The organism is Candidatus Woesearchaeota archaeon (assembly GCA_018303405.1).
Classification (GTDB): domain Archaea; phylum Nanobdellota; class Nanobdellia; order Woesearchaeales; family JABMPP01; genus JAGVYD01.
The window spans coordinates 1-20,344 of record JAGVYD010000015.1 but is presented as its reverse complement, the minus strand read 5'-3'; the positions used below and the strand labels follow the sequence as shown (position 1 = coordinate 20,344).

At 44.5% G+C, this 20,344-nt stretch carries 23 protein-coding genes; 14 read left to right on the top strand and 9 right to left on the bottom strand.

Features of this window, described 5'->3' with window-relative positions; translation table 11 throughout:
* Positions 1–51 precede the first annotated feature (51 nt).
* From J4227_06065 to J4227_06045, 5 genes are all read right to left on the bottom strand, one after another.
* Complete coding sequence (locus tag J4227_06065; protein ID MBS3110066.1) at positions 52–2,781, bottom strand: carboxypeptidase regulatory-like domain-containing protein; 2,730 nt, start codon at positions 2,779–2,781, stop codon at positions 52–54.
* A gap of 74 nt (positions 2,782–2,855) precedes the next feature.
* Positions 2,856–3,602 carry a sulfite exporter TauE/SafE family protein gene (locus tag J4227_06060; GenBank protein ID MBS3110065.1) on the bottom strand — a complete coding sequence of 249 codons (747 nt, stop codon included), beginning with the start codon at positions 3,600–3,602 and terminating at the stop codon, positions 2,856–2,858.
* Between the two features lie 35 nt (positions 3,603–3,637).
* Positions 3,638–4,915 (bottom strand): histidine--tRNA ligase, encoded by a 1,278-nt coding sequence (gene hisS, locus J4227_06055; GenBank protein ID MBS3110064.1) that lies wholly within the window; start codon positions 4,913–4,915, stop codon positions 3,638–3,640.
* An 82-nt stretch (positions 4,916–4,997) separates the two neighbouring features.
* Positions 4,998–6,095, bottom strand: a complete 1,098-nt coding sequence (locus J4227_06050) for a hypothetical protein (GenBank protein MBS3110063.1) — start codon at positions 6,093–6,095, stop codon at positions 4,998–5,000.
* 103 nt (positions 6,096–6,198) lie between these two features.
* Positions 6,199–6,522, bottom strand: a complete 324-nt coding sequence (locus J4227_06045) for a hypothetical protein (protein ID MBS3110062.1) — start codon at positions 6,520–6,522, stop codon at positions 6,199–6,201.
* A gap of 400 nt (positions 6,523–6,922) precedes the next feature.
* Here J4227_06045 and J4227_06040 point away from each other — a divergent pair, with 400 nt between their 5' ends.
* Entirely contained in the window at positions 6,923–7,945 is a 1,023-nt protein-coding gene (locus J4227_06040; protein ID MBS3110061.1) for a hypothetical protein, read from the top strand.
* A 44-nt stretch (positions 7,946–7,989) separates the two neighbouring features.
* Here the strand turns inward: J4227_06040 and J4227_06035 are convergent, their stop codons facing one another.
* A complete protein-coding gene (locus J4227_06035; GenBank protein MBS3110060.1) occupies positions 7,990–8,469 on the bottom strand; it encodes a cupredoxin domain-containing protein in 480 nt (159 codons plus the stop codon).
* Positions 8,470–8,612: 143 nt separating this feature from the next.
* Here J4227_06035 and J4227_06030 point away from each other — a divergent pair, with 143 nt between their 5' ends.
* Entirely contained in the window at positions 8,613–9,026 is a 414-nt protein-coding gene (locus J4227_06030; GenBank protein MBS3110059.1) for a DUF1761 domain-containing protein, read from the top strand.
* Between the two features lie 92 nt (positions 9,027–9,118).
* Here J4227_06030 and J4227_06025 read toward each other — a convergent pair whose 3' ends face one another.
* Positions 9,119–9,517 carry a hypothetical protein gene (locus tag J4227_06025; GenBank protein ID MBS3110058.1) on the bottom strand — a complete coding sequence of 133 codons (399 nt, stop codon included), beginning with the start codon at positions 9,515–9,517 and terminating at the stop codon, positions 9,119–9,121.
* Positions 9,518–9,597: 80 nt separating this feature from the next.
* Between J4227_06025 and J4227_06020 the strand changes: the two genes are divergently transcribed.
* Positions 9,598–10,122: a hypothetical protein gene (locus tag J4227_06020; protein ID MBS3110057.1), complete on the top strand. Its 525-nt coding sequence runs from the start codon at positions 9,598–9,600 to the stop codon at positions 10,120–10,122.
* A gap of 26 nt (positions 10,123–10,148) precedes the next feature.
* Here J4227_06020 and J4227_06015 read toward each other — a convergent pair whose 3' ends face one another.
* On the bottom strand, positions 10,149–10,736 hold the full coding sequence (locus tag J4227_06015; protein MBS3110056.1) for a hypothetical protein: 588 nt from the start codon (positions 10,734–10,736) through the stop codon (positions 10,149–10,151).
* Positions 10,737–11,093: 357 nt separating this feature from the next.
* On the opposite strand from J4227_06015, the gene rpl7ae reads away from it, so the two are divergent.
* The 6 genes from rpl7ae (at position 11,094) to J4227_05985 (ending at position 16,039) form a co-directional block, all read left to right on the top strand.
* Complete coding sequence (gene rpl7ae / locus J4227_06010; GenBank protein MBS3110055.1) at positions 11,094–11,438, top strand: 50S ribosomal protein L7Ae; 345 nt, start codon at positions 11,094–11,096, stop codon at positions 11,436–11,438.
* Between the two features lie 11 nt (positions 11,439–11,449).
* On the top strand, positions 11,450–11,764 hold the full coding sequence (locus tag J4227_06005; protein ID MBS3110054.1) for a 30S ribosomal protein S28e: 315 nt from the start codon (positions 11,450–11,452) through the stop codon (positions 11,762–11,764).
* Positions 11,765–11,781: 17 nt separating this feature from the next.
* The gene (locus J4227_06000; protein ID MBS3110053.1) at positions 11,782–11,991 is read left to right on the top strand and encodes a 50S ribosomal protein L24e; all 210 of its coding nucleotides are present in this window, start codon (positions 11,782–11,784) and stop codon (positions 11,989–11,991) included.
* Between the two features lie 20 nt (positions 11,992–12,011).
* Positions 12,012–12,491 (top strand): nucleoside-diphosphate kinase, encoded by a 480-nt coding sequence (ndk, locus tag J4227_05995; protein MBS3110052.1) that lies wholly within the window; start codon positions 12,012–12,014, stop codon positions 12,489–12,491.
* A gap of 146 nt (positions 12,492–12,637) precedes the next feature.
* On the top strand, positions 12,638–14,821 hold the full coding sequence (locus tag J4227_05990; GenBank protein ID MBS3110051.1) for an elongation factor EF-2: 2,184 nt from the start codon (positions 12,638–12,640) through the stop codon (positions 14,819–14,821).
* A 180-nt stretch (positions 14,822–15,001) separates the two neighbouring features.
* Positions 15,002–16,039: a hypothetical protein gene (locus tag J4227_05985; protein MBS3110050.1), complete on the top strand. Its 1,038-nt coding sequence runs from the start codon at positions 15,002–15,004 to the stop codon at positions 16,037–16,039.
* Here J4227_05985 and J4227_05980 read toward each other — a convergent pair.
* Positions 16,024–17,016 carry a hypothetical protein gene (locus tag J4227_05980; GenBank protein MBS3110049.1) on the bottom strand — a complete coding sequence of 331 codons (993 nt, stop codon included), beginning with the start codon at positions 17,014–17,016 and terminating at the stop codon, positions 16,024–16,026. The two genes, J4227_05985 and J4227_05980, sit on opposite strands and share 16 nt — an antisense overlap.
* Before the next feature lie 202 nt (positions 17,017–17,218).
* On the opposite strand from J4227_05980, the gene J4227_05975 reads away from it, so the two are divergent.
* The 5 genes from J4227_05975 to J4227_05955 all read left to right on the top strand — a co-directional run bounded on the left by J4227_05975 (position 17,219) and on the right by J4227_05955 (position 20,282).
* Positions 17,219–17,770, top strand: a complete 552-nt coding sequence (locus tag J4227_05975; GenBank protein MBS3110048.1) for a nucleotidyltransferase domain-containing protein — start codon at positions 17,219–17,221, stop codon at positions 17,768–17,770.
* Positions 17,771–18,244: a hypothetical protein gene (locus J4227_05970; protein ID MBS3110047.1), complete on the top strand. Its 474-nt coding sequence runs from the start codon at positions 17,771–17,773 to the stop codon at positions 18,242–18,244.
* Between the two features lie 331 nt (positions 18,245–18,575).
* Positions 18,576–19,202, top strand: coding sequence for a nucleotidyltransferase domain-containing protein (locus J4227_05965; GenBank protein MBS3110046.1), 627 nt, complete (start codon positions 18,576–18,578; stop codon positions 19,200–19,202).
* Positions 19,177–19,641 (top strand): HEPN domain-containing protein, encoded by a 465-nt coding sequence (locus tag J4227_05960; protein ID MBS3110045.1) that lies wholly within the window; start codon positions 19,177–19,179, stop codon positions 19,639–19,641. Before J4227_05965 ends, J4227_05960 begins: the two co-directional genes overlap by 26 nt.
* A gap of 41 nt (positions 19,642–19,682) precedes the next feature.
* Entirely contained in the window at positions 19,683–20,282 is a 600-nt protein-coding gene (locus J4227_05955) for an endonuclease/exonuclease/phosphatase family protein (protein ID MBS3110044.1), read from the top strand.
* The last annotated feature ends 62 nt before the right edge of the window (positions 20,283–20,344 follow it).

Genomic DNA, 20,344 nt, shown 5'->3' with positions numbered 1-20,344 from the left:
CTCTTGCCCTCCGGGCAGGAAATTCAAAATCAGCTCGCAATCCCCTTGTCATCAGGAGAAGATGTCAATTACCATGTTGACCTGCTGGCCGTCCAGCACCAGCGGCTTGGTTATCCTTACAAGATTCTTTTTGTTCGTGCTCAGCTTGTTTTCCACTTTTCTTATGGATTCCTTTTCAAATGGTGCGCCTTCGCAGCAAATGACATCCTCTGATAGGGAATAGGAAGCCCTAAACCCTGGCTGCTTGCCGTCGCAAAGGTTTCTGGTAATCGCGTCATGGAACAGGCACCCATTCCTGTTGTCGCACGCTGGATTGCACAGCGGGCTGCCGATTGTCGTGCAGTCATCCTTGCATTCGCTCGTCATTGCCGGATCAAGCACAAAGTTTCGCGTTATTGGCTCCCTGAAGCCTGCCGGCACATTTAATGTCTGCATGAAATCATAATCAACAGCGCTGGCAATTATGTCATAGCTCAGCCCTGCATTGACGCGCAGGGTGTATTGCCCTGCTGCATTGGTCTGCGCAGTCCATTCCAGTGATGAATAGGTATTTCCGCTGTAGATGAGTGAGCCCCTTTGGATGGCCTTGACATTTGCCCCATTGATTGGAAGGCCCGATGTGCTGTCTGTGACTGCCCCGGTGATTGTGGCCACGCAGTCATCATCCCTCCTGTCACCAGGGAAGCCGCCATTAATTGTGCAGACAATCTTTGTCCCATCGCAGAAATCTGTGGTGTCATCGCAGTCATTGTCAACGCTGTCAAAGCATGATGACCCTCCTGCGGTATTCACGCCTGTGCAATCTCCCAGGTAATTGCATGCTTCATGCCCATTATTGGATGACCTGTCATTGCATTTGCCCAGCGCAAGGCATTGGTTGGGGCTTGAGCAGCAAAGGTCCCCTGCAAATGCCATGGGATTATCATAAGCTTCTGTGTGCCCGGAATTTTCATTTGCATCATCGCCGCAGCATTCAGCCACTTCAACACCATTTATGGTGCCGGTGTCTGGGTTTGGATAATACATGATGTTTCCAGCGCCATCGCCATAGCTGCCAAATCCAACTGCCCCGTCTTCGCCTTCCTTAAGCCAGAAGCTGCCAGCCTTGGCGCAGCATCCAATGTTGTCAGATGCCCTGCATTGGTTGGTGTTGTCAAGGTCTGTCGGGCAGGCTATGCTGTGTTGCGTGGCTGAGCAATATGAGTTGTCGCATGCCTGGCCAAGCGCGCCATTGCAGTTGTTGCTTGTGTTGAAATTCGCTACCGCCCTTGCATCCTGGTCTGTTTCACAGGAGACAACATTGAAATTTCCTCCCGGAGGATTGCCTGTTACTGATGTAATCCAGCCTCCTGAAGTGCCCCAGGTAGTATAAGTGTTAATTCCGCTAACTGCCCTGGCGCCGATATAGCTTTGATTGCACCTTGGCTCAAATAAGTAATCAGCATGTGTGCTGATGCCTGGCCCGACCAAGCCTTCTATGCCCCACATGTATTGCGAATTGTCAAGTGGGTTGTTGCCAGCCTGGTCGCATGCCCTTCTTGTTATGGCGCCATAAGGAATTCCTGGATTTATTAGGCAGCTAAAAAGGAATTTCCAGTTGGGAGTGTTAGGGGTATTCAGGTGGGACGCTGTTGTGCTTATGCGGAGGATATGTGTAATTGCGAGTGTATTCGGGGAAGCGTCGCTAAGGTCAGTTAATGCGACAGATGAGCCTGAAGCGTCAATGCTCGCGCATGCGCCTCCGCCAATTGCATTTCCCGCGCCAATCCACGGCAAAGCAGTTGTTCCCCTGCAAACGCTTCCGCCTGCACACCGCACATAATTTCTGGTTTGGTCTGCACTTACAGGCATCCTGCCTCCTGCTGATGAAGAAGTCTCGCTCATGTCGGATGGGCTTGGAAATGAATAGCATGGCAAATCAGCTGGCACCGCTGCAAAATTAACAGTTTGGTCATAGCATTTGTACGGCGAAGCCCCATTGCATACATGCCATGAATTTGTTCCGGATAAAGTCGGGTCGCCGTGCGCAATTGTCCCGCAGATTTCCCCATGCGTGCCGTCGCAGGTGCCGCATTCTCCCTGATTGGCCGCGTTGATTATCCCGTTATTATCAGTATCAATGCAAACCTGGCCGCTTGTGCAATCAGAGCCAGATGCACAGGAAACAATAGATTTTTCCCATACGCCCGCATTGCATATGACCAGTATCCCATCGATACTGCGGGTTCCCCCATCAGCTACACACGTCTCTCCACCCAGTGGTGCTGGCCTGGAATCAAAGCAATTAGTGGCCCCGCAGCATCCCTTTGTCGCAAGATAGTTGCAAGCCGCATCCATGCATGGCGCATCTGCGCAAATTGGAAAAGATGCTGAATTATTTCGGCAGGAGATTACAGTTTCCCCGGCATCATTTCCACAGCAATAGTTGATTGTTACCGGCAAGACCGGTGCTATGGTGTATGGCTGTCTTAGTTTCTTGCCCGGCCAGCCCGTTGCAGCTGTCCACTGCATTCCAAGCCCGGTGCAGCAGTCCATGTCTTCAGTCTGGCATCCAAAAGCGCAGTTGGCTGCGGCCCAATCGCCAAAATCCTCAGGGCAGATGCTGTCAGAGAAAATATCCGTGCAACACCTGTTAAACCCACCGCATACTTCTACACCGTTGCAGGCAGTGCATTGGGCATTGGCCCTTTCAGAGGAATTCAGGAAAAAAAGTAGTCCTGCAAATAATATTGTGTATAAGAAAATGTAATTAACTTTGGAATTTCCTCTTTTTGTTCCCAAATAACCCACCAAACTTTTTATTTAGGGTTACTGTAGAAATTATATATATAAATATATCGGTGAATGGACTGTCTTCAGAAAAACAGAAGCTTTATTCCCAGGGCAAGTGCCGCCAGCATATAAATTTTCTTGGCAATGGATTCTCCCAGCCTGAGTGTTGTGTGTGCACCCAGGTACCCGCCAACCAGCATGCCTGCAAAAAGAACAGGCCCGAACTTGAAATCAATCAAGCCTGCAATGAAAAAAAGTATTATTGCCAGTGACTTTGAAAACAAAGCTGGAATCCTCGCCGTTGCATTCCCCTCGATAAATGAGAAGCCAAAAAAATACATTAGAATGAAAAAAAGGAATATTGCCCCGCCGGCGCTGATAAAGGCGCCGTAAACTGCAATTATAAAGTATGTTGCATAACCCAAAATTTTCATGAATTTGCCAGTTTGCCTTTTTTTTATTCCCAGGTCTGGTTTCATGTAGAGAAATGGGATTACAGCCAAGATGATTATTCCGATTATTTTTGGCAATAATTCCTCATTCACTGATATTAATAGCTTTACGCCGAAAAAAGCGCCAATGATGCTGATAATTGAAAAAGGCAGGGTATATTTCCAGTTTATTTTGCCGGAAGACCAGAATTTTGTAAGAGCGCCCGCTGACAATCCCAGAGAGCCAAATGAATTTGTCGCAACTGCAGTCTTCGGCGGCAAGCCGAGCAGGATAAGAATAGGGAGGCTTATCAACCCACCACCGCCAACAATCGTGCCCACAAAACTGGAAATAACTCCAGTGAAAAATAGGATGGCATAAAGAACCGCGAGTTCCATGTTATTCCTCTAAACTGCGAAGCAGGATGATTGCTTCAGGATTTTAGCCTATCGATAACTTCATTTATTCCGAGAAGCTCCTCCTTTCCTGACTTCATGTCCTTTAGCTTGAATTTTTTCTCTTGTATTTCCTGCCCGCCGACAAACAGGGCATAAGGGATGCCAAGGGAGTTTGCATAGTCTAGATTCCGCGAAGGCCCTTTGCCCTGCATGTCCATGTCTGCCTTGATTCCGGCTTCCCTCAGCTTTCTCGTTATCTCAAGTGATTCCTTGTAAGTCTTGATTGGAATGACAAATATTTTTGTGACAGTCTTGTCCTTTTCTCCTTTGTCAAGCGCGGCAAAAATCCTGTCAACGCCGAAACTGATTCCAACTGCAGGATATTCCCTGGCCTGGCCGAGCAGGGCCCCTATCATCCTGTCATACCTTCCTCCGCCTGCAACTGAGCTTTTTATTTTATTGTCATTCAGCACAGCCTCAAAGACAGTCCCGGTGTAATATGAAAGGCCCCTCGCCAGAGAGACATCAAAAATCACATTCTCAAAGTCCGCAATTGCAAGCAAATCCTCGATTTCCTTTATTGCCTCTTCAGCCTCGGCCCCCTTTAGCTTCAGCCTAAGCGCAACAACCTTCTGCTCATTCTTGCCTGGCTGGATTATGAGCTCCAGCAATTTCTTTACTTGCCCCTCGTCAAGCCTTACAGCCTGTTCGAGCTCCTTTTTCAGCTCATCCTTGCCGATTTTGTCAAGCTTGTCTATTGTCAGGATGGTTGCATCATGCTTTTCCTGAGGCACGCCTGCAAAATCCAGTATTGCATTGAGTATTTTCCTGTTGTTGAATTTGACAACAATGTCCAGCCCGAGCCTTTCAAATGCCACCAGGGCAATTTCTATCAGCTCTGCCTCTGCTGCGACATTTTTGACGCCGATGATATCGACATCCGCCTGGAGGAATTCACGGTATCTTCCCGGCCCGACAGGGCCGTCCCTCCACACTTTTTCAATTTGGTACCGTTTAAACGGGAATTTCAGGTTTGGATTCTGGCCAACCACTCTCGATAGAGGCACGGTAAGGTCATACCTCATGCCCAGTTCCCTTTTTCCCTGGTCTATGAGCTTGAAAGTCTCCTTCAGGATTTCTGAGCCGCCTGCGTATTTTGATGACAGCACATCAAACCTTTCCAGCGCCGGCGTTTCCAGAGGGGAATAGCCAAATGTCTCAAAAACATTCCTCAGCGTGTCAACTATCCTGTCCCTTGCAATCTTCTCCTCCGGGAGGTAATCCCTTGTCCCGCGCGCATTCTCGAGTTTCATTGTGTATCACGACCCTAAGCGAATTTATATAATTTGTGGAAAAAAGAAAAAAATAAAATCAAGATCTGGCAAAGTATTGTTCCTAAAATCCTGTTGGAAGGTTTTCCCCATATGTATTGCATCCTCCGCATTTTAGGCAGCCTTCCAATGTCTTGGAAAAATTAGTGCCATATCTGTCTATCAGGCGCTGATTTATTTCCTTTTCCAGCACCAATAATGGTTTATAGTTCACAGTCGGGTTTAGGTTTGCAAGCTTGGTCCCGGATAGCGATCTGAACATGTCAATTGTAGGTATGCCATCTGCGTCAATAATAGCATTGGCCCCAATCCTAAGCTCATCTATATCATTTAGGCACGCTATTAGCCCAGAAGACGCTTTTCCTGGTCCAAAAATTACTGCCGTTCGGTTTATGGTGGCTAAATAATCTTCTGTTGGGATTTTGCCCTTGTATGGCATTATCTGCAATCTCTTATCCTTGTCCCATACCTCAATATTGAATTGAAGGGAGGTTACGCCATCTTCCCTTGCATTTTCCAGAAAAGAATCAAGATCCCTTCCCTGAAATGTCGGCGGCATAAGTTCCAAATTAACAGACTTGACTCTTTCCTGCTTTAAAATTTGGATATAAGGCGCCATCATGGCATAGCCCCTGTCCTTTTTTGTTACAATGCTACCTGCATTTACAGTAACAGAATCTATTTGCCTTACAGCATTGATTCTCCGCAGTTCATCACCAAATTCCGTTCGCGAATACTTCATTCCCTGGTACGCAGGAGATGCGCAGAACTTGCAATCCGTGCCAAGGTTAATCAGCTCGCAGCCAAAAAGTGAGACGGCATAAACCCCTGAAAGCTGCGGTGTAAAAATCCTGCTGCCCCCGTAGGGATTAAAAAGCCCAACTGAATCCGTGAGCTTATCGCCTGCTTCATTTGTAACCGCAAAGCCTTCTTTGCTTTTTACAAGGTAATATGGCGAATTATCCCGCAGGTTTACTTTTAGCCATTCGTATTTGTCACCCTCATTTAGCCTTAGGAATATCCCATTGCAGGTTGAGATTCTGTTTGGGGCAATAGGGATATCAAACTGCGATTTTACCCCTTCTTTTTGGAGCAAAAGCTTGGCTGCCTTAAGTTTGCCTTCAATGAAGAAAATTATTTTGAATTGGGTCTGGTTTGGCAATGTTCAGCTTAAATTCAGGCGCTCCTACTCCTTCTCCAACAAACCTTCCCTTCTGGTAGTCTTCGTATGTTATTCTTTTGTCTTTTGTCATTTTACATCCCTCCTAAACTAAACCAGATTTTCTCCGGTTCTTTTCGATTTTTGTCATCAGTCGATCTGCCTTAGCCGGGGTAATCGTAGCGATATCCTCCAGCCGCGACCTATACTCTTTTGGCACATCGAAGTCCTTCCAATACCTCTTCAGCGCATCGCTCAAATCCATGCTGGTGCAGTAACTCAGCCGTTCTTCATAGTCCTTTACGTAGACAAGTAGCCTAAGCGGAATTAACGAGTGGGGGTTCTCCCTATTTATTTGGCCCAATACCCCCATCATCAGATTGTACTGAACTTCTGCCTTATCAAAAACTTCAGGTTTGTCATCTCTCATTTTTATTCCTCCATATTTATTATAGGTTTATCGATTGATTTCTACTCACAGCTCTCGCTATTTCATTTTGCCATTTTTGCCGTCGGAAAAACAAAGAATTTCCGGGCCCGAATAATGCTTGCTTTCCCTTTCAGGGAACATAGAATTGTTGTTTTGGTTTTTTGGCAGCAGGCAAGCTACCAATGGAATTCTGGAAGAATTTTTTTGGCAGTAAGACTAAATGAAACAGAATCAGTTCTCCATTCGATGAAGGAAACCATCTCGTGCCATTTTTATCAGAAAATTTACCAAGCATCGGGAATATTTAAATCTTTGCATTTTCATATTTTTGTCGTATCTTAATAGTGACAAAAAAAACAAAGATTTAAAAGCGGCCAAGATTTATTCACAGCACGACAACATGGCAGCACCTGAAGTTATTGCAGAAACAGTACACAAGCCAGAAATTACGATAGATGCAATTGTGGATTTCTTGCACAAGAATCCCCCAGTGGACAATTCACTAAGTGGATTGGACCAATATCAAAGAAAGGATCAGCTTGTTGGAATGCTGCGGGCAGTGCCCTTGCCGGAAATTTATCGCGCCTTTGGTCGCAATTTTGTTGCATGGCATGTGAACAATCTGCCTTTCAGTGAGGTTTTGAGAATACCTCCAAAAGACATAAGGGACTCAGGTGGGCTGGAAATGCATGAACTGGTCAGGGCAGTTGCTTTGGCGCAACGAAAAGCAGCAAATTACAATGCGGGCCCAGATACGGAATATATGCTGCTTCTCCACGATAAAATGCTTGAATTTGCTGGCCATGAACTAGCAGGATTGGAAAATGACAATTTGTTCGCCAAGTATGTTAAGCCGGAAAATAAAATGCGCAATGCCACAAAAGCAAGATATCAAATAGGAAAACTGAGTAGCATTAACCCCGAATATGCAGAAACCGATGGCCCTGAAAAAGAATGGGGAGCTCGCTATCAGGATGGCTTGATTTTTGAAGTGTATCTGGACGGAAAATTTGGCTTTGGCTTGCATTTTGATCAGATATTGCAGGGCCTTGCAGGGTTTGACTTCACGGATTCCAAAACCCTGCTTATTAAGCAGATTCAGGGGATAAGGCCTGAGTACGCAGAAATGCGAACGCCCCGGAGGCAAGTTTTTGGAGATTCCTGGGCCCTGGCCCCTCTTGATTGGGAAGCTTTCCTTGTCGATTACACAACTGCATGGGCCGTTAAGCAAGGCATTGAAACTTTGGGGATACAATCAGCAGAAAACAATATGTGGGTTCATGCCTCAGGCGGCCATAAGATTGAAAAGGAATTCGCCATAAGAAGGTATGACAGAACTGCAGGGCGCCTTGGGTTCACAAAAGGGCCTGACGGCAATTTTTACAAGCCCATATCTTCAGCAATAACTGCAAAAGCATCTTAAAATTCGGCAGAAATTTAAAATAAAAAAATAAATTCCAAGAAATTTTATTCATTCACAATCAGCAGTCCCTTCATCTCCCTGTGGCCTGACCCGCAGTAGACGCTGCACATTATCGTGAACTCGCCGGACTTGTCAGCAATAAATTCAACCTGCTGTGGCTCATTCGGAGGCAGCTTGACATTCACGCCGAACTCGGGGATTGCAAATCCATGCTCAACATCTGTGCTTGTGACTGTCAGTTTGACAAAGTCGCCTTTATTGACGATAAGTGTTCCAGGCACGAACTCAAACTGCTTGGCTTCAACTGAAAATTGCTTGACTGGCGTAGTGGCATCCGGTGCTGCAGAATCTGCTGTCCCGTCATCTGGAGACGCTGCATCTGCCTGGCCCTGATTAACAGGTGTGCCCCCTCCAAGTGCGCTGTCATCTGGATTTGGCGCAATCGATGCCGTGCATCCTGAAAAAAACAGCACAAGCAATGCGATAAAGGCTGTCCAAAAAAACATCATTTCTTTTTTCATCATTATACACCCCTTGACGCTATGGAAAAATGTTCAATTTAAAAGTCTTGCCCTGGAAACTGGCGTGTTGAAAACAACAAAGTATATAAAACTTAAAGCAAAGGAATGTCAAATGGCTGCATATTGCAATGCAGCGGGGGGATAACATGGGCGGATCTGTAAATATCTATGCAGTGTTGGTTTGCGCAATTGCTAATATTGTGATAGGATCGATATGGTACGGGCCTTTGTTTGGCAGTGCCTGGACAAAGGATGCCGGATTGACGCCGAAGCAGCTGAAGAAGAACAAGCAAAAAGGCATGGCCAAGTCTTATATCATGGCGTTTATCGGCGCATTGGTAATGGCATACATGCTTTCCCTGTTCATTTATTACACCAGGGCATCCACAGTCTTGCTTGGCATGCAAATCGCTTTCTGGGCCTGGCTTGGGTTTATAGCAACAGTCCTGATGGGAATGGTGCTGTGGGAAGGAAAGCCGCTTAGGCTGTTCATGATAAATGCTTTCCATTACCTGATTGTGATGCTCGTGATGGGGATAATAATTACTGCCTGGCCATGAATGTATATCTTAAGGCAGATTTTCCTTGGGAAGATATTTTGTTTTATTTTTTCTCTGCCCGAATTATCCAGTCTCAAGAAAAATTGTTTCTGCTATGCTGCAGATATTTGCTGCACAATTTCAATATTTCCAATGCCCAATAATTGATCCAGTGTCTTCAGCCTTTGGATCTGGCCCTCTGGAACATCCATTGCGATTATATTTCCATTGCCATCATGCTTTACCCTTGCAGGCATTCTCCTGTCATATTCCTCAAATTGCCTTGTATGCGGATTTATATCGCCTAACAGAATATCGTCCTGGTTGCACTGCCTTGTAAGCAAAGCATACTGGATGGCGTGTGACTGGTAGTTGGTTTCGCCGACATAAGCATAGGCTGTTGCCCTCTTTGAGCCATTCTCCGTCGAGAGTTTCCAAAGCAGCTTGTAGGCTGACTGGACAGGCAATGTTGGCTGTGTTGAATACTCATAATATTTTCTGACAAATGACATATTCGCTGGATATTCAGCCTGGTTTATTAGCCTAATGATTAACGCCAAAAGTTTTAAAGCCAACGCCCTTGGAATTTTATATGGCATTGATGGCAAACACCATAGAGAAACCGGTATTTGGCGCGTCAAGCCTGCTAAAGCTGGGTCCGGGCCTAAGGGAAAAAATAGAGATGCCGGGCAATGGCAGGGGTGATGGAAAAATACCTGTAAAGATAGTTGTCCCTGAAAATTCATCGCTCCAGGATAGGCTGGAACAGCTGTCAGTGATGGATGAGTCATATTCCCATTCCCAAATCCGCGAAGCCAGGGCTGCTACAGTCCATTCTCTCATAGAGCACCATCTCCCCTACATTCAGAATATACTTTCCTATCTCGAAAAAGAGGGCATTTTTCCGGCATATGCATTTGATTCAGGCGGTGTTGTCTGGGCCGAGCCAGATATACGCCAGATAGCTGAGCTGACTGGCATGCCTGATGTGGGCATGATTGAGGTGCTTTATGAGTGGGGTGCGGAAGATGACCATAAAAAAAGGTCAAAACTGCTTACCTGGCTGGGGCCAAAGGAACAGGTTGACCATCTCCAGGAATACTGGGACACTTTCTGATGTTGCGCATCCTGAAGGCAAAAAAATTATTCATTCTGGCCGGGTTCCCAGTAATTTGCAGTGAGAGGATAGCCTCCCCTGTAGAATATCTCATTTGGAAAAAGCTTTAGTGTGTCCATGATGCGAAGATTGACCAGCCCTGCCTTGCCTTTATCGTCCCTGTGAAGATGCCAGCCATAGTCATAAATCCCGGACACCCTGATTGTCGACGGTGACAGTGTTGAGCCATCTTTAAGCTGCAGGGAATCACGGATGCTTATGTCAATGTTTTCATAAACAGGAATGCCCCTGCCCAGGACTTCATCTGTATGATGAGTCACAATTATATGCCCTATGCTTCTTGAATCCTGCATGCCGCGGCCAAGCATGTTGACGGAATCAGGGGTTTCCTGCCGGATATCGTAGAAGCCCTTGCTCTTTGCAACCACAATCGGCTCACCCAGTAAATGCCTGGTTGCATGCCTAATCAGATTGCGCATCAGCATAGGGTCTATCATTGCTTCGCCAAGGAAAACTGTTCCCTCGTTTGTATGCAGCATGTCATTCAGGTAGCTGACAAAGCCGTCTATTGTAAGGCCCTGCAAAACTTCTTGGTGTGTTATAGGTTCTGGCATGTGCCACCAAGCTCTGGCTGGCAATTAATAAATATTTGCCAAATTGGCATTCCACTTCGGCTTTGTCTGAAAAGTGAGTTTGGGCATCAATTTTGCGAAGCCCATTCCCGGAGGGATTATGCATTTTTCGGGGTTGTAGAGGAGAAAAATGCAATGCATGGGAAGCTGCAATGCTGAGCGGATGCCCAAACCGGGCCGAAAGGCGAGTTTTCGGGCAAAGCCTGCCACTCCCGCAACATTTATAAACCCTGTATTTTTCCATTTTAGATACCAGTGACTGATGACGGCCAAATGGCCTGAACGAGGGACAGATTCTTAATTATCTTGTCCTAAAGTCTTAACTCGGGGTGGAATAACATGGTAGAAGAATTACCAAAGGAAATGCAGGAAAAGGTTTTTGAAGCAATAGAGACAGCAAAAGCAACAGGCAAGCTCAGGAAGGGTACAAATGAAGTTACAAAGGCCTTGGAAAAAGGCCAGGCAAAATTGGTTGCAATTGCCAAGGATGTTTCTCCTCCAGAGATTATTATGCACATCCCCCTGATCGCAGAGGAAAAGGGAGTTGTCTGTGCAATAGTCGGCAGCAGAGAGGAGCTCGGCGCAGCCGCGGGCCTTGACTTGCCCACATCCAGCGTTGCGATTGTAGTTGAAGGCGATGCCAAGGGACTTATAGAAGAATTGGCTAATAAGCTCAAGAAGTAATGGTGTGACACATGGGACAAATCAACAAGGACCAAAGAAGGAAAAAAGCAGCCCGCGAAGCAGGCACAGAAACAGCCGCAACAGGCGGGAAGGGCGAAACCCAGTTCACTCCCGGATTCCCGGCTAGGGTTGAAGAGCTCATTGGCAGGACAGGCATGAGGGGAGAAGTTATCCAGGTCAGGTGCAAAGTCCTGGAAGGAAGGGATGCCAACAAAATCATAAGAAGGAATGTCAAGGGGCCTGTGCAGATAGGCGACATTCTGATGCTGAGAGAAACAGAATTCGAAGCCAGGCAGCTCGCCAAGGGCGGCAGGGGCAATGGCTAATCAGGGAAGTGATTAATATGACAAAATGCAGTTTTTGCCACAACAACATCAGTCCGGGAACCGGCAAAATGTATGTCAAGAAGGACACCAAGGTGCTTTATTTTTGCAGCAACAAGTGCGAAAAGAATATGATAAAGCTTGGCCGGAATCCAAGAACCACAAGATGGACTGCTGAATACGCAAAAGTCAAGCAGGCCGGCGCAGCAGCAGAAGCGCAGGACCAATAAACCCAAAAGAAGGTGGAAGCATGATTGAAAGAACATTGGTGTTAATCAAGCCAGATGGAGTCTTTAGGGGCCTGATCGGAGAAATTTTGGCCAGGTTTGAAAAAACAGGGCTAAAGATAGTGGGCTTGAAGATGGTCTGGGCAGACAAGAAGTTCGCAGAAGAGCATTACAAAGCGCATAGGGGCAAGAAATTTTTCGATGTCACAGTTGACTATGTGACCCAGGGCCCCATTGTTGCAATGGCAATAGAAGGAGTCCATGCGATCCAGAATGTCAGGAAAATGGTTGGCTCCACCTCACCCCATGATGCCTTGCCGGGCACAATCAGGGGAGACTTTGCGCACCTCAGCCTTGCATATGCTGATGCGAATAAAAAGGGCGGCAGAAACCTGATCCATGCTTCTGACAAGCCGGAAACTGCGGCACAGGAAATCAGCCTGTGGTTCAAGGATGATGAATTGCACAGCTACAGGTCTTCGCATGAGGACCATGTCCTGTGAGTTTCTGATTTGCATTAATTTGCATTAAAGAAACGAAACAGCAGGAGCATTAGCGGTAACCAATCAATAATAATATTGGCAATAATAATATTGGCATTGAATGAGAATATGGGCGTTGGCACGGAATAATTGCAAAGGTGATAAAAATCGGCGAAAAGATGGTTGACAAGGTAAGGAGGCTCGCAGGAGCTCCGAAAAATATCAGGAACATTTGCACAAGTGCGCACATTCATCACGGAAAAACAGCATTTACTGACAACCTCCTGGCAGCATCAGGCCACATGGCATCCAAGAATGCGGGCGACCTTGAAGAAGGCATGGCAACATGGCAGCACAAGGACGAGCAGGAAAGGCTTCTTACAGTTGATGCCGCAAATGTTTCCATGGTGCACGAATTCGGCGGCCATGAATACCTTATCAATCTCATTGACACGCCAGGCCACATTGACTTTGGCGGAAACGTTACCAGGGCAATGAGGGCAATTGACGGGACTATAGTGCTTGTCTGCGCAGTCGAAGGCATCATGCCGCAGACAGAAACAGTGCTGAAGCAGGCAATCAGGGAAAGGGTCAAGCCAGTGCTTTTCATCAACAAGGTTGACAGGCTTATCAAGGAGCTGAAATTGACCCCTGACAAAATCCAGGAAAGGTTTCTGGATTTGATTAAGAGATTCAATAACCTCATCGAGCAACTGGCAGAGCCGCAGTTCAAGCAGTCGTGGAAAGTTGACATTGTCAAGGGAAGCGTGGCATTCGGGAGCGCAAGGGACAACTGGGCGCTTTCATTTGCTTACATGCAGAAAAAAAATGTGAAATTTGCAGATATTGAGAAAATCTACCAGATGAATGATGAAGACCAGAAAAAATGGGTTTGGGAAAATGCCCCATTGTTCGAAGTCATCCTTGACATGGTTATCAAGCACCATCCTGACCCGGTCCAGGCGCAGGTCTACAGGATTCCCAAGATATGGCACGGCGATGCTGAAACTGAATTCGGGAAGGACCTTATTACATGCAACAAGGAAGGCAGGCTCGCATTTGTCATCACAAGGATTGTCATCGACCCGAGGAGCGGGAAGGAGCTCGCCGCAGGCAGGCTTTTCAGCGGCACGGTCAAGCAGGGCCAGGAAGTCTACCTGAACCTTGCAAAAAGCAGGCAGAGAATCCAGACTGTCTATGTCTACAATGGCATCAAGCCAGAGCTTATAGAGGAAGTTCCGGCAGGAAATGTCCTTGCTATTGGAGGCCTTGTCGGGAGCGCGGGCGAAACAATAACATCTGATGTTGAAGAGCCATTCCAGGAACTGAAGCACATTTTCGAGCCAGTCATTACAAAGGCTGTTGAGCCTGCAAAGCCACAGGACCTGCCAAAGGTAGTTGAAGTGCTTAGGAAAGTTTCCAAGGAAGACCCGTCAATCAAGATTGAGATTAATGAAGAAACCGGCGAAAACCTCATGTCGGGAATGGGCGAGCTTCATCTTGAAATCATTGAAAACAGGATTAAGACTGAAAAAGGCGTTGACATAAAGACATCTTCGCCCATTGTGGTGTTCAGGGAATCCATAACCAGGCTGTCCCAGGAAGCAGAGGGCAAATCCCCGAACAAGCACAACAAATTCTACTTCAAGGTAGAGCCTATAAACGAGGCATTGGCCAATGCGATCAGGGACGATATTGTTCCTGAAGGCAGGATCAAGAAGAGAAACCTTGACCTCAGGGAAAAATTAATGCAGACCGGCATGGACACAAAAGAGGCAGACCAGGTCAAGGACATTTTCAGGGGCTGCGTGTTCATGGACGCTACAAAAGGCCAAATCCACATGATTGAAGTCATAGAAATGATCCTGGACATGTTTGAGGATGTAATGGAAAGGGGGCCCCAGGCAAGGGAGCCGTGCATCAATGTCAAGGTTATCCTGACTGATATGTCATTGCACGAAGACGCCATCCACAGGGGGCCGGCACAGGTCTATCCTGCAGTAAGGGAAGGCATAAGGGCGGCAATGATGACAGCCGGGCCTGTGATCTACGAGCCAATCCAGACCCATCTGATTGAGGCGCCGCAGGAGCACATGGGCAGCGTGTCAAAGCTTGTCAGCTCAAAAAGGGGCCAGCTTTTGGATGTTGTGATGGATGATTTTGGCGTAACAGTCAAGGCCAAGATTCCAGTCATGGAAATGATAGGCTGGGCTTCTGACCTAAGAAGCACGACTGAAGGCAAGGGAGTTTCCTCGCTTGCAGACCAGGCATTCGAGAGGCTGCCGGGCGAAAAACAGCCGGATGTTATCAGGCGCATCAGGGAAAGGAAGGGATTGGGGCCGAATGAGTAGAGTAGTTTTTTGGCCTTACCTTTTTTACAAAAAAAGGTAAGCTTTCGTCCTTATTTTGGGCATATTTTTTGGTCAAACCTTTTTTATCAAAAAAGGTTTGTTTATTTCATCTTCTATTTTCACTTTCACAAAGTAGTTACACTACAAATCTTTAAAAAGGATGCGACATTGCATATTGATATGATAAAATATTCAGGCGCGGAAATCAGCAGAATCAGGCAGACCTTGTCAGGCAACATAAAAGTAGGCAGCCCTGCAGATTTGACTATGGACAGTTCTTATGTGAAGGCATTGGAGATATGGAAAGGCCAGCAGGAATATGGCGATGATTCTGCCCTAGCCCCGCACGAGCCACAGGGAACATTTGGCAAGCCATTTGACTTGCGGTTTCCGCTGGCACCATTGGCAACGTCAGATCCCGAGCTTTATCAAAAAATTTTAAATGATGACAGGGTAAAAAAGTTTGGGCCTTACTATTTCTTTCCTGAAATCATGGAAAAGATTGATGCTGGCCAGATGAATGGAAGCGAGCCAATCATGGCAGGCGTTAATAGGGGGCTTATCACGTTATATGACATGAAAGGGTGGCATGGGCCAAGAGTAATCAAGCCTGTCCAGTCAAGTGACGAGGCAAAAATCGCAACAGTGGCGAGCATACTGGGCGCAGGCCCGGCGCAGCATCCAAGCATTGACGGCTATCTTGTTGAGGATTACGTCCCTGGATTTGAACTGCATGAAGTGCTTAGGGCCAAGCCTGGCATGGCAGGGAAAGCAGGCCATGCGATTGGCAAAAAATATGCGGACTTGCACAAGGCAGATGTGATTTATGCGGATGCGCTTATACAAGTTTTGCCAACAAAGTCCCACGTCATTACATCAACAGGGGATGACGCCAGGCTTATTGATTTTGGAGTGGCTGTTGACATTTCCAAGGCGCCGGAATTCAGCCTCCAGGAAGTCAGGGCAATATTGAGCATGGATCCAATTACAAAATTATCATATGACTTGGCCCGGCAAGACATACAAGTCAAAGGCCTGATGGCACAGCAGGAGGAATTCGCAAGGGAAGATGCCCGTAAATTGAAACAGGACTTGCTAAATCTTGACTTAAGGCTGGCCAAATCCAGCCTCGGGACTGCTGCAATGGAAGGGAGAATTTCTGAGTCATCTGCCGCAAGCTTCATAGGTGCTTTCAAGGAAGCTTATTTTGCCCATTGAGAATCTGAATTTCCAGCAGCAATATCATCTGTCAAGCCAATTTTCCTTCTTCTGTTGTACAGCCACGCAAGGGCCAGGAATGCAGCGTGCTTTCTCCATTGGGACAGGTTTTCCAGTGAGCCAAAGGTCTGAAATGCCTTGGCATCCTTATCTGCTCCGAGAATATATTTGGATATTGCATGGTTATAGCCATGCCCCTCTTTTCTGTCTTCACGGAAATCTGCCCAGTCATCCCTGATTGCGCCTGCTTCGCCGAGGCTTTCAAATACTTCCCGCGAGGCTTCGGGCAGTGAAGGGACGTAATGCTTCAGGATTTGATATTGGATTTCACCGGCTTTCCTGCCAAACCTTGCGCGCCAGGCCATTTTTTCCAGGTCTTCGGGCAGGCTTGAGGATTTGCTGAATGTTGCAAGCATGTATTTAAGGTGGATTAAGTGCAATTCGTCGATTGCCACAGAAACTTCCGGCATTTCCTGCTCATATCTTTGGTATTCTGATGCTATGAATTTGTCAATAGGCATGGCCAGGTGCCTTGGATGGGTACTGGCCGTCTGCACAATATCCTGGAGCGTTGACATCCTTCCCGCGCCTGAAGTTTCAATGCGCATGTCAGCTGCCTTTAGAAGATGGAAAGCCCTCCCGACTTCTCCTGCTGCCTCCTGGATTTTCCTGGTTGAATGGTCATAATTGAAATAATCCAAGACTATGAGCGACTGCTGCGCCATGACGTGCCAGTAATCCCTTAAAGACTCATTGCCAAGATTTTTCGCGAGAAAAGGCCGTGCCGGTTCAGGAAATATTTCAGGATTGCCCAGCATTTCCAGCCTTTGCAATTCAGCTTCTTTTCCAAATTTCCTGTACCTGTCAATGCCAGGCGCAAGAAAACGAAGAGCCTTGTCTGTAAAAAGATAGATTTTTTGCGACAGTGTTTCGGCCTTGCCCGGACTGGCAGTGCCGATAGTAGTTTCATATGGCATTACGGGTTGGATTAATCCCGCTGTTATAAATGTTTCGCTACTAAGCAGTAGTTGTGACTGATTTTCAAAAAAGCGCTACAAGGTCACTAAGTGGTGAAAGAGCTGGTTAGCGATGGAGATGCAAAAAATGGGGAAAAGTCCCGCAGATTAGACGGCACCTTAACCGAAACATTTAAATAGTATATCTCAGTTATACTAATTTATGGCAAGCCCGAGCAAAGAAGAAAATATATTGAAACTAATATTGGAAAACAGCCCTTTAAAAGAATGGCACTTTGAAGAGATAGTCAAATCTGCAAAAGTTGCAAGATTAGTAGCAAACAAATGGCTGAAGAAATATGTTTCTGAAGGATTGCTAGAATATGTGAAAGAAAAAAATAGATTTCCATATTATACTGTTGGAAGTAATAACTCAAATTACTATTCAATAAAAAGAATCTATGCCTTGGAGCAACTTCACAAAAGTGGACTCATTCCAAAACTTTTATCCCTTTCAAAAGCCAGAACAATAATTATTTTTGGCAGCATAATAAAAGGTGATTGGTACAAAGACTCAGATATTGATATTTTTGTTTTCGGAGATATTTCGGATTTTGATAAAAAATTTTATGAACTAAAACTCCACAAGAATATTGAGCTGCATATCTTTGAGAATAAAGAAGAGATAAAAGAAGTCAAAACAGGGCTCATAAAGAACATCGTTAATGGATATATCTTAAAGGGACAGATACAAGATTTTGCAGAGGTTGCATAAATGAAGCTTACAATTGACAATCTTGACAAAACTTACAAATTTTGCATGAGCACTGGAAGCATAAAAGAAAAATATGTAGATATTGAACTTATAAAATCATTAAAAATTGTCGCGGAAAAAGGACTTGAATTCATAAACAGCAAATCAAAAGATATTCCAAAAGACAGCACAGATTGGACATTTGTCTTTCGAGACCATTATGAATCACTCAGGGGATTAATTGAAACATATCTCTTGTTTGAAGGAATTGAAGCAGACAACCATCAATGTAAAAACGCATACATCTGTTTCAAACATCCAGACCTAGAACTCGGCTGGGAATTCCTTGAAACCATTAGGCTAAAAAGAAACGCAATCAACTACAGAGGACAATTATTAAAGTATGAAGATTGGAAAATGCTGAAATTAAAGTTTGAACTGCACATAAATGCACTAAAAAAAGAGATTGAAAAGAGATTAGAAAAAGAGGATTAAAATGAGACTATTCATCACAGGGAGTTCCGGATTTTTCTGTCTTCACAACGATAGAATAACATTTCCGCCATTATAAATGTTTCGCTACTAAGCAGTAGCATAAACGCTTTTTCTAAAATTCGTTATTATGCCCCGAGGCAGTAAAGTGACTGAATTGCGACGGTAGAGAAAGCGTTGTTGCGGCTAGTAAAAACTGCCCTTCCTAAGGAGAAAACTTAGGGCGTTGCACTCAAAAAGCAGGATAACTAGCCTGCATTTTTTCTTTTTTCAATCGGAACCTTTATATAATACCTCTATTTAGGTATGTTCATACTAGAAAAAAGGTATTTGAATGTTAACTCCAAAGCAGATAAAAATATTTGAAGCATTCTTGAGAAGACCGTATAAAGAGCTGACTTATAAAGAAATAAAGGACTATTCGAAAGAAAACTCAAACTCCATAATTCAAAAAGCAATAATAAAATTTCTCACTGAAGACCTTGTGAGAAAAAGAGAAGTTGGAAATATAATTTTATATGCTATAAATTTAGATAATAGCACGGTTTTTTCATATTTTGATATAATTATGAAAGAGAAACGCTCTAACCTGGTTAAAAGCAGTTTAAAAATAATTAGAGAAGAACTATCAAATATAGAATTTGTATCTATTGTAATTTTCGGATCATATGCGGAAGGGAAACAAAAAGAAAAATCCGATTTAGATATTGCACTCTTCGTAAATTCAGTGGAAGACAAAAAGAATTGTGAATTATCTATGAAATCTGCTGAGCTCAAATCTATTTTAAAGATAGATGCCCATATTATTACAAAAGATGAGATGCTCCAGATGTTAAAAGACAAACATGAAAATTTGGGAAAACAGATAGCATACAAACATCTTGCAATATATAATCCAGTGATATTTTATTCAATAATTCAGGAGGGAATAAACAATGGATTTAAAATTGTATATTCATAGGGCTGAAAATGAAATAAAACTTGCAGAAATAATATTTGTGATAAGCGAAGAACCAAACATTCAGAAAGAAACTTTCAAAGTCAATGATCCAGAAACATATTACAGTGCAGTCATCGCACATAGCTATTATAGTATATTCTATGGTGCGAAAGCATATCTTGCCAAGAAAGGAGTTGAAGTTTCTGCGCCAGAAGAACACAAAAAATCATTCGCAGAATTCAAAAAATTTGTTGAAAGCGGAGAACTTGATGTTGAACTTCTGAAGATATACCAAGAAGCTTTGGTTCGAGCAGAATATCTACTTGGGCTCTTCAAAGAGGAGAAAAAGAAACGAGGAGAATTTACTTATAGAACAATGCCACAAGCAAACAAAGAGCCTGCAAAAGAAAGCATAGAACATGCAAAGACATTCTTCAAGAATATGAATATGCTTTGTTAAACCAGAGAACCACAATGAGGATTATAACTTGGAATTGTAAAATGGCTTATCGCAATAAAGCCGAGCATATAAAACAATATCAGCCAGATATAGTCGTTGTTCCAGAATGCGAAAAATTTGGAGAGCAAACAACTAAGCAATTATGGTTTGGTGATAATAAAAATAAAGGGTTAGGCATTTTTTCATACAAGGATTATGAACTCGAAATTCACCCTCAATATAATCCTCTTTTTCGATATGTAATTTTGATAAAGGTTATGGGTAAAATTGAATTCAATTTGCTGGCAATTTGGGCAATGAATGATACAACAAATGTGAAGCAAAGATACATCGGGCAAGTTTATTCTGCGATTAATTATTATAAGAATCTGTTGGAGAAACCGATTATTATAGTTGGAGATTTTAACTGGAATGTTATTTGGGATAAAAAACCAGATTACCCTTTGTGTGGAACTCTTGGAGATACAATCTCAATTCTCAAAAATAAACATGTTTTTAGTACATATCATCAACATACTAAAGATGAATTTGGTAAAGAAACTAAGTCAACCCTTTATATGTACCATCGAAAGAATAAACCTTACCATATTGATTATTGTTTTGCTTGTAAACTACCGTGGGCTGAAGCCCACAGCGTTTAGTTGAAATCTGTAAGCCGACTCTGATTCCTTACACTTTGGTATTCTTCAAAAGTGTATTTTTG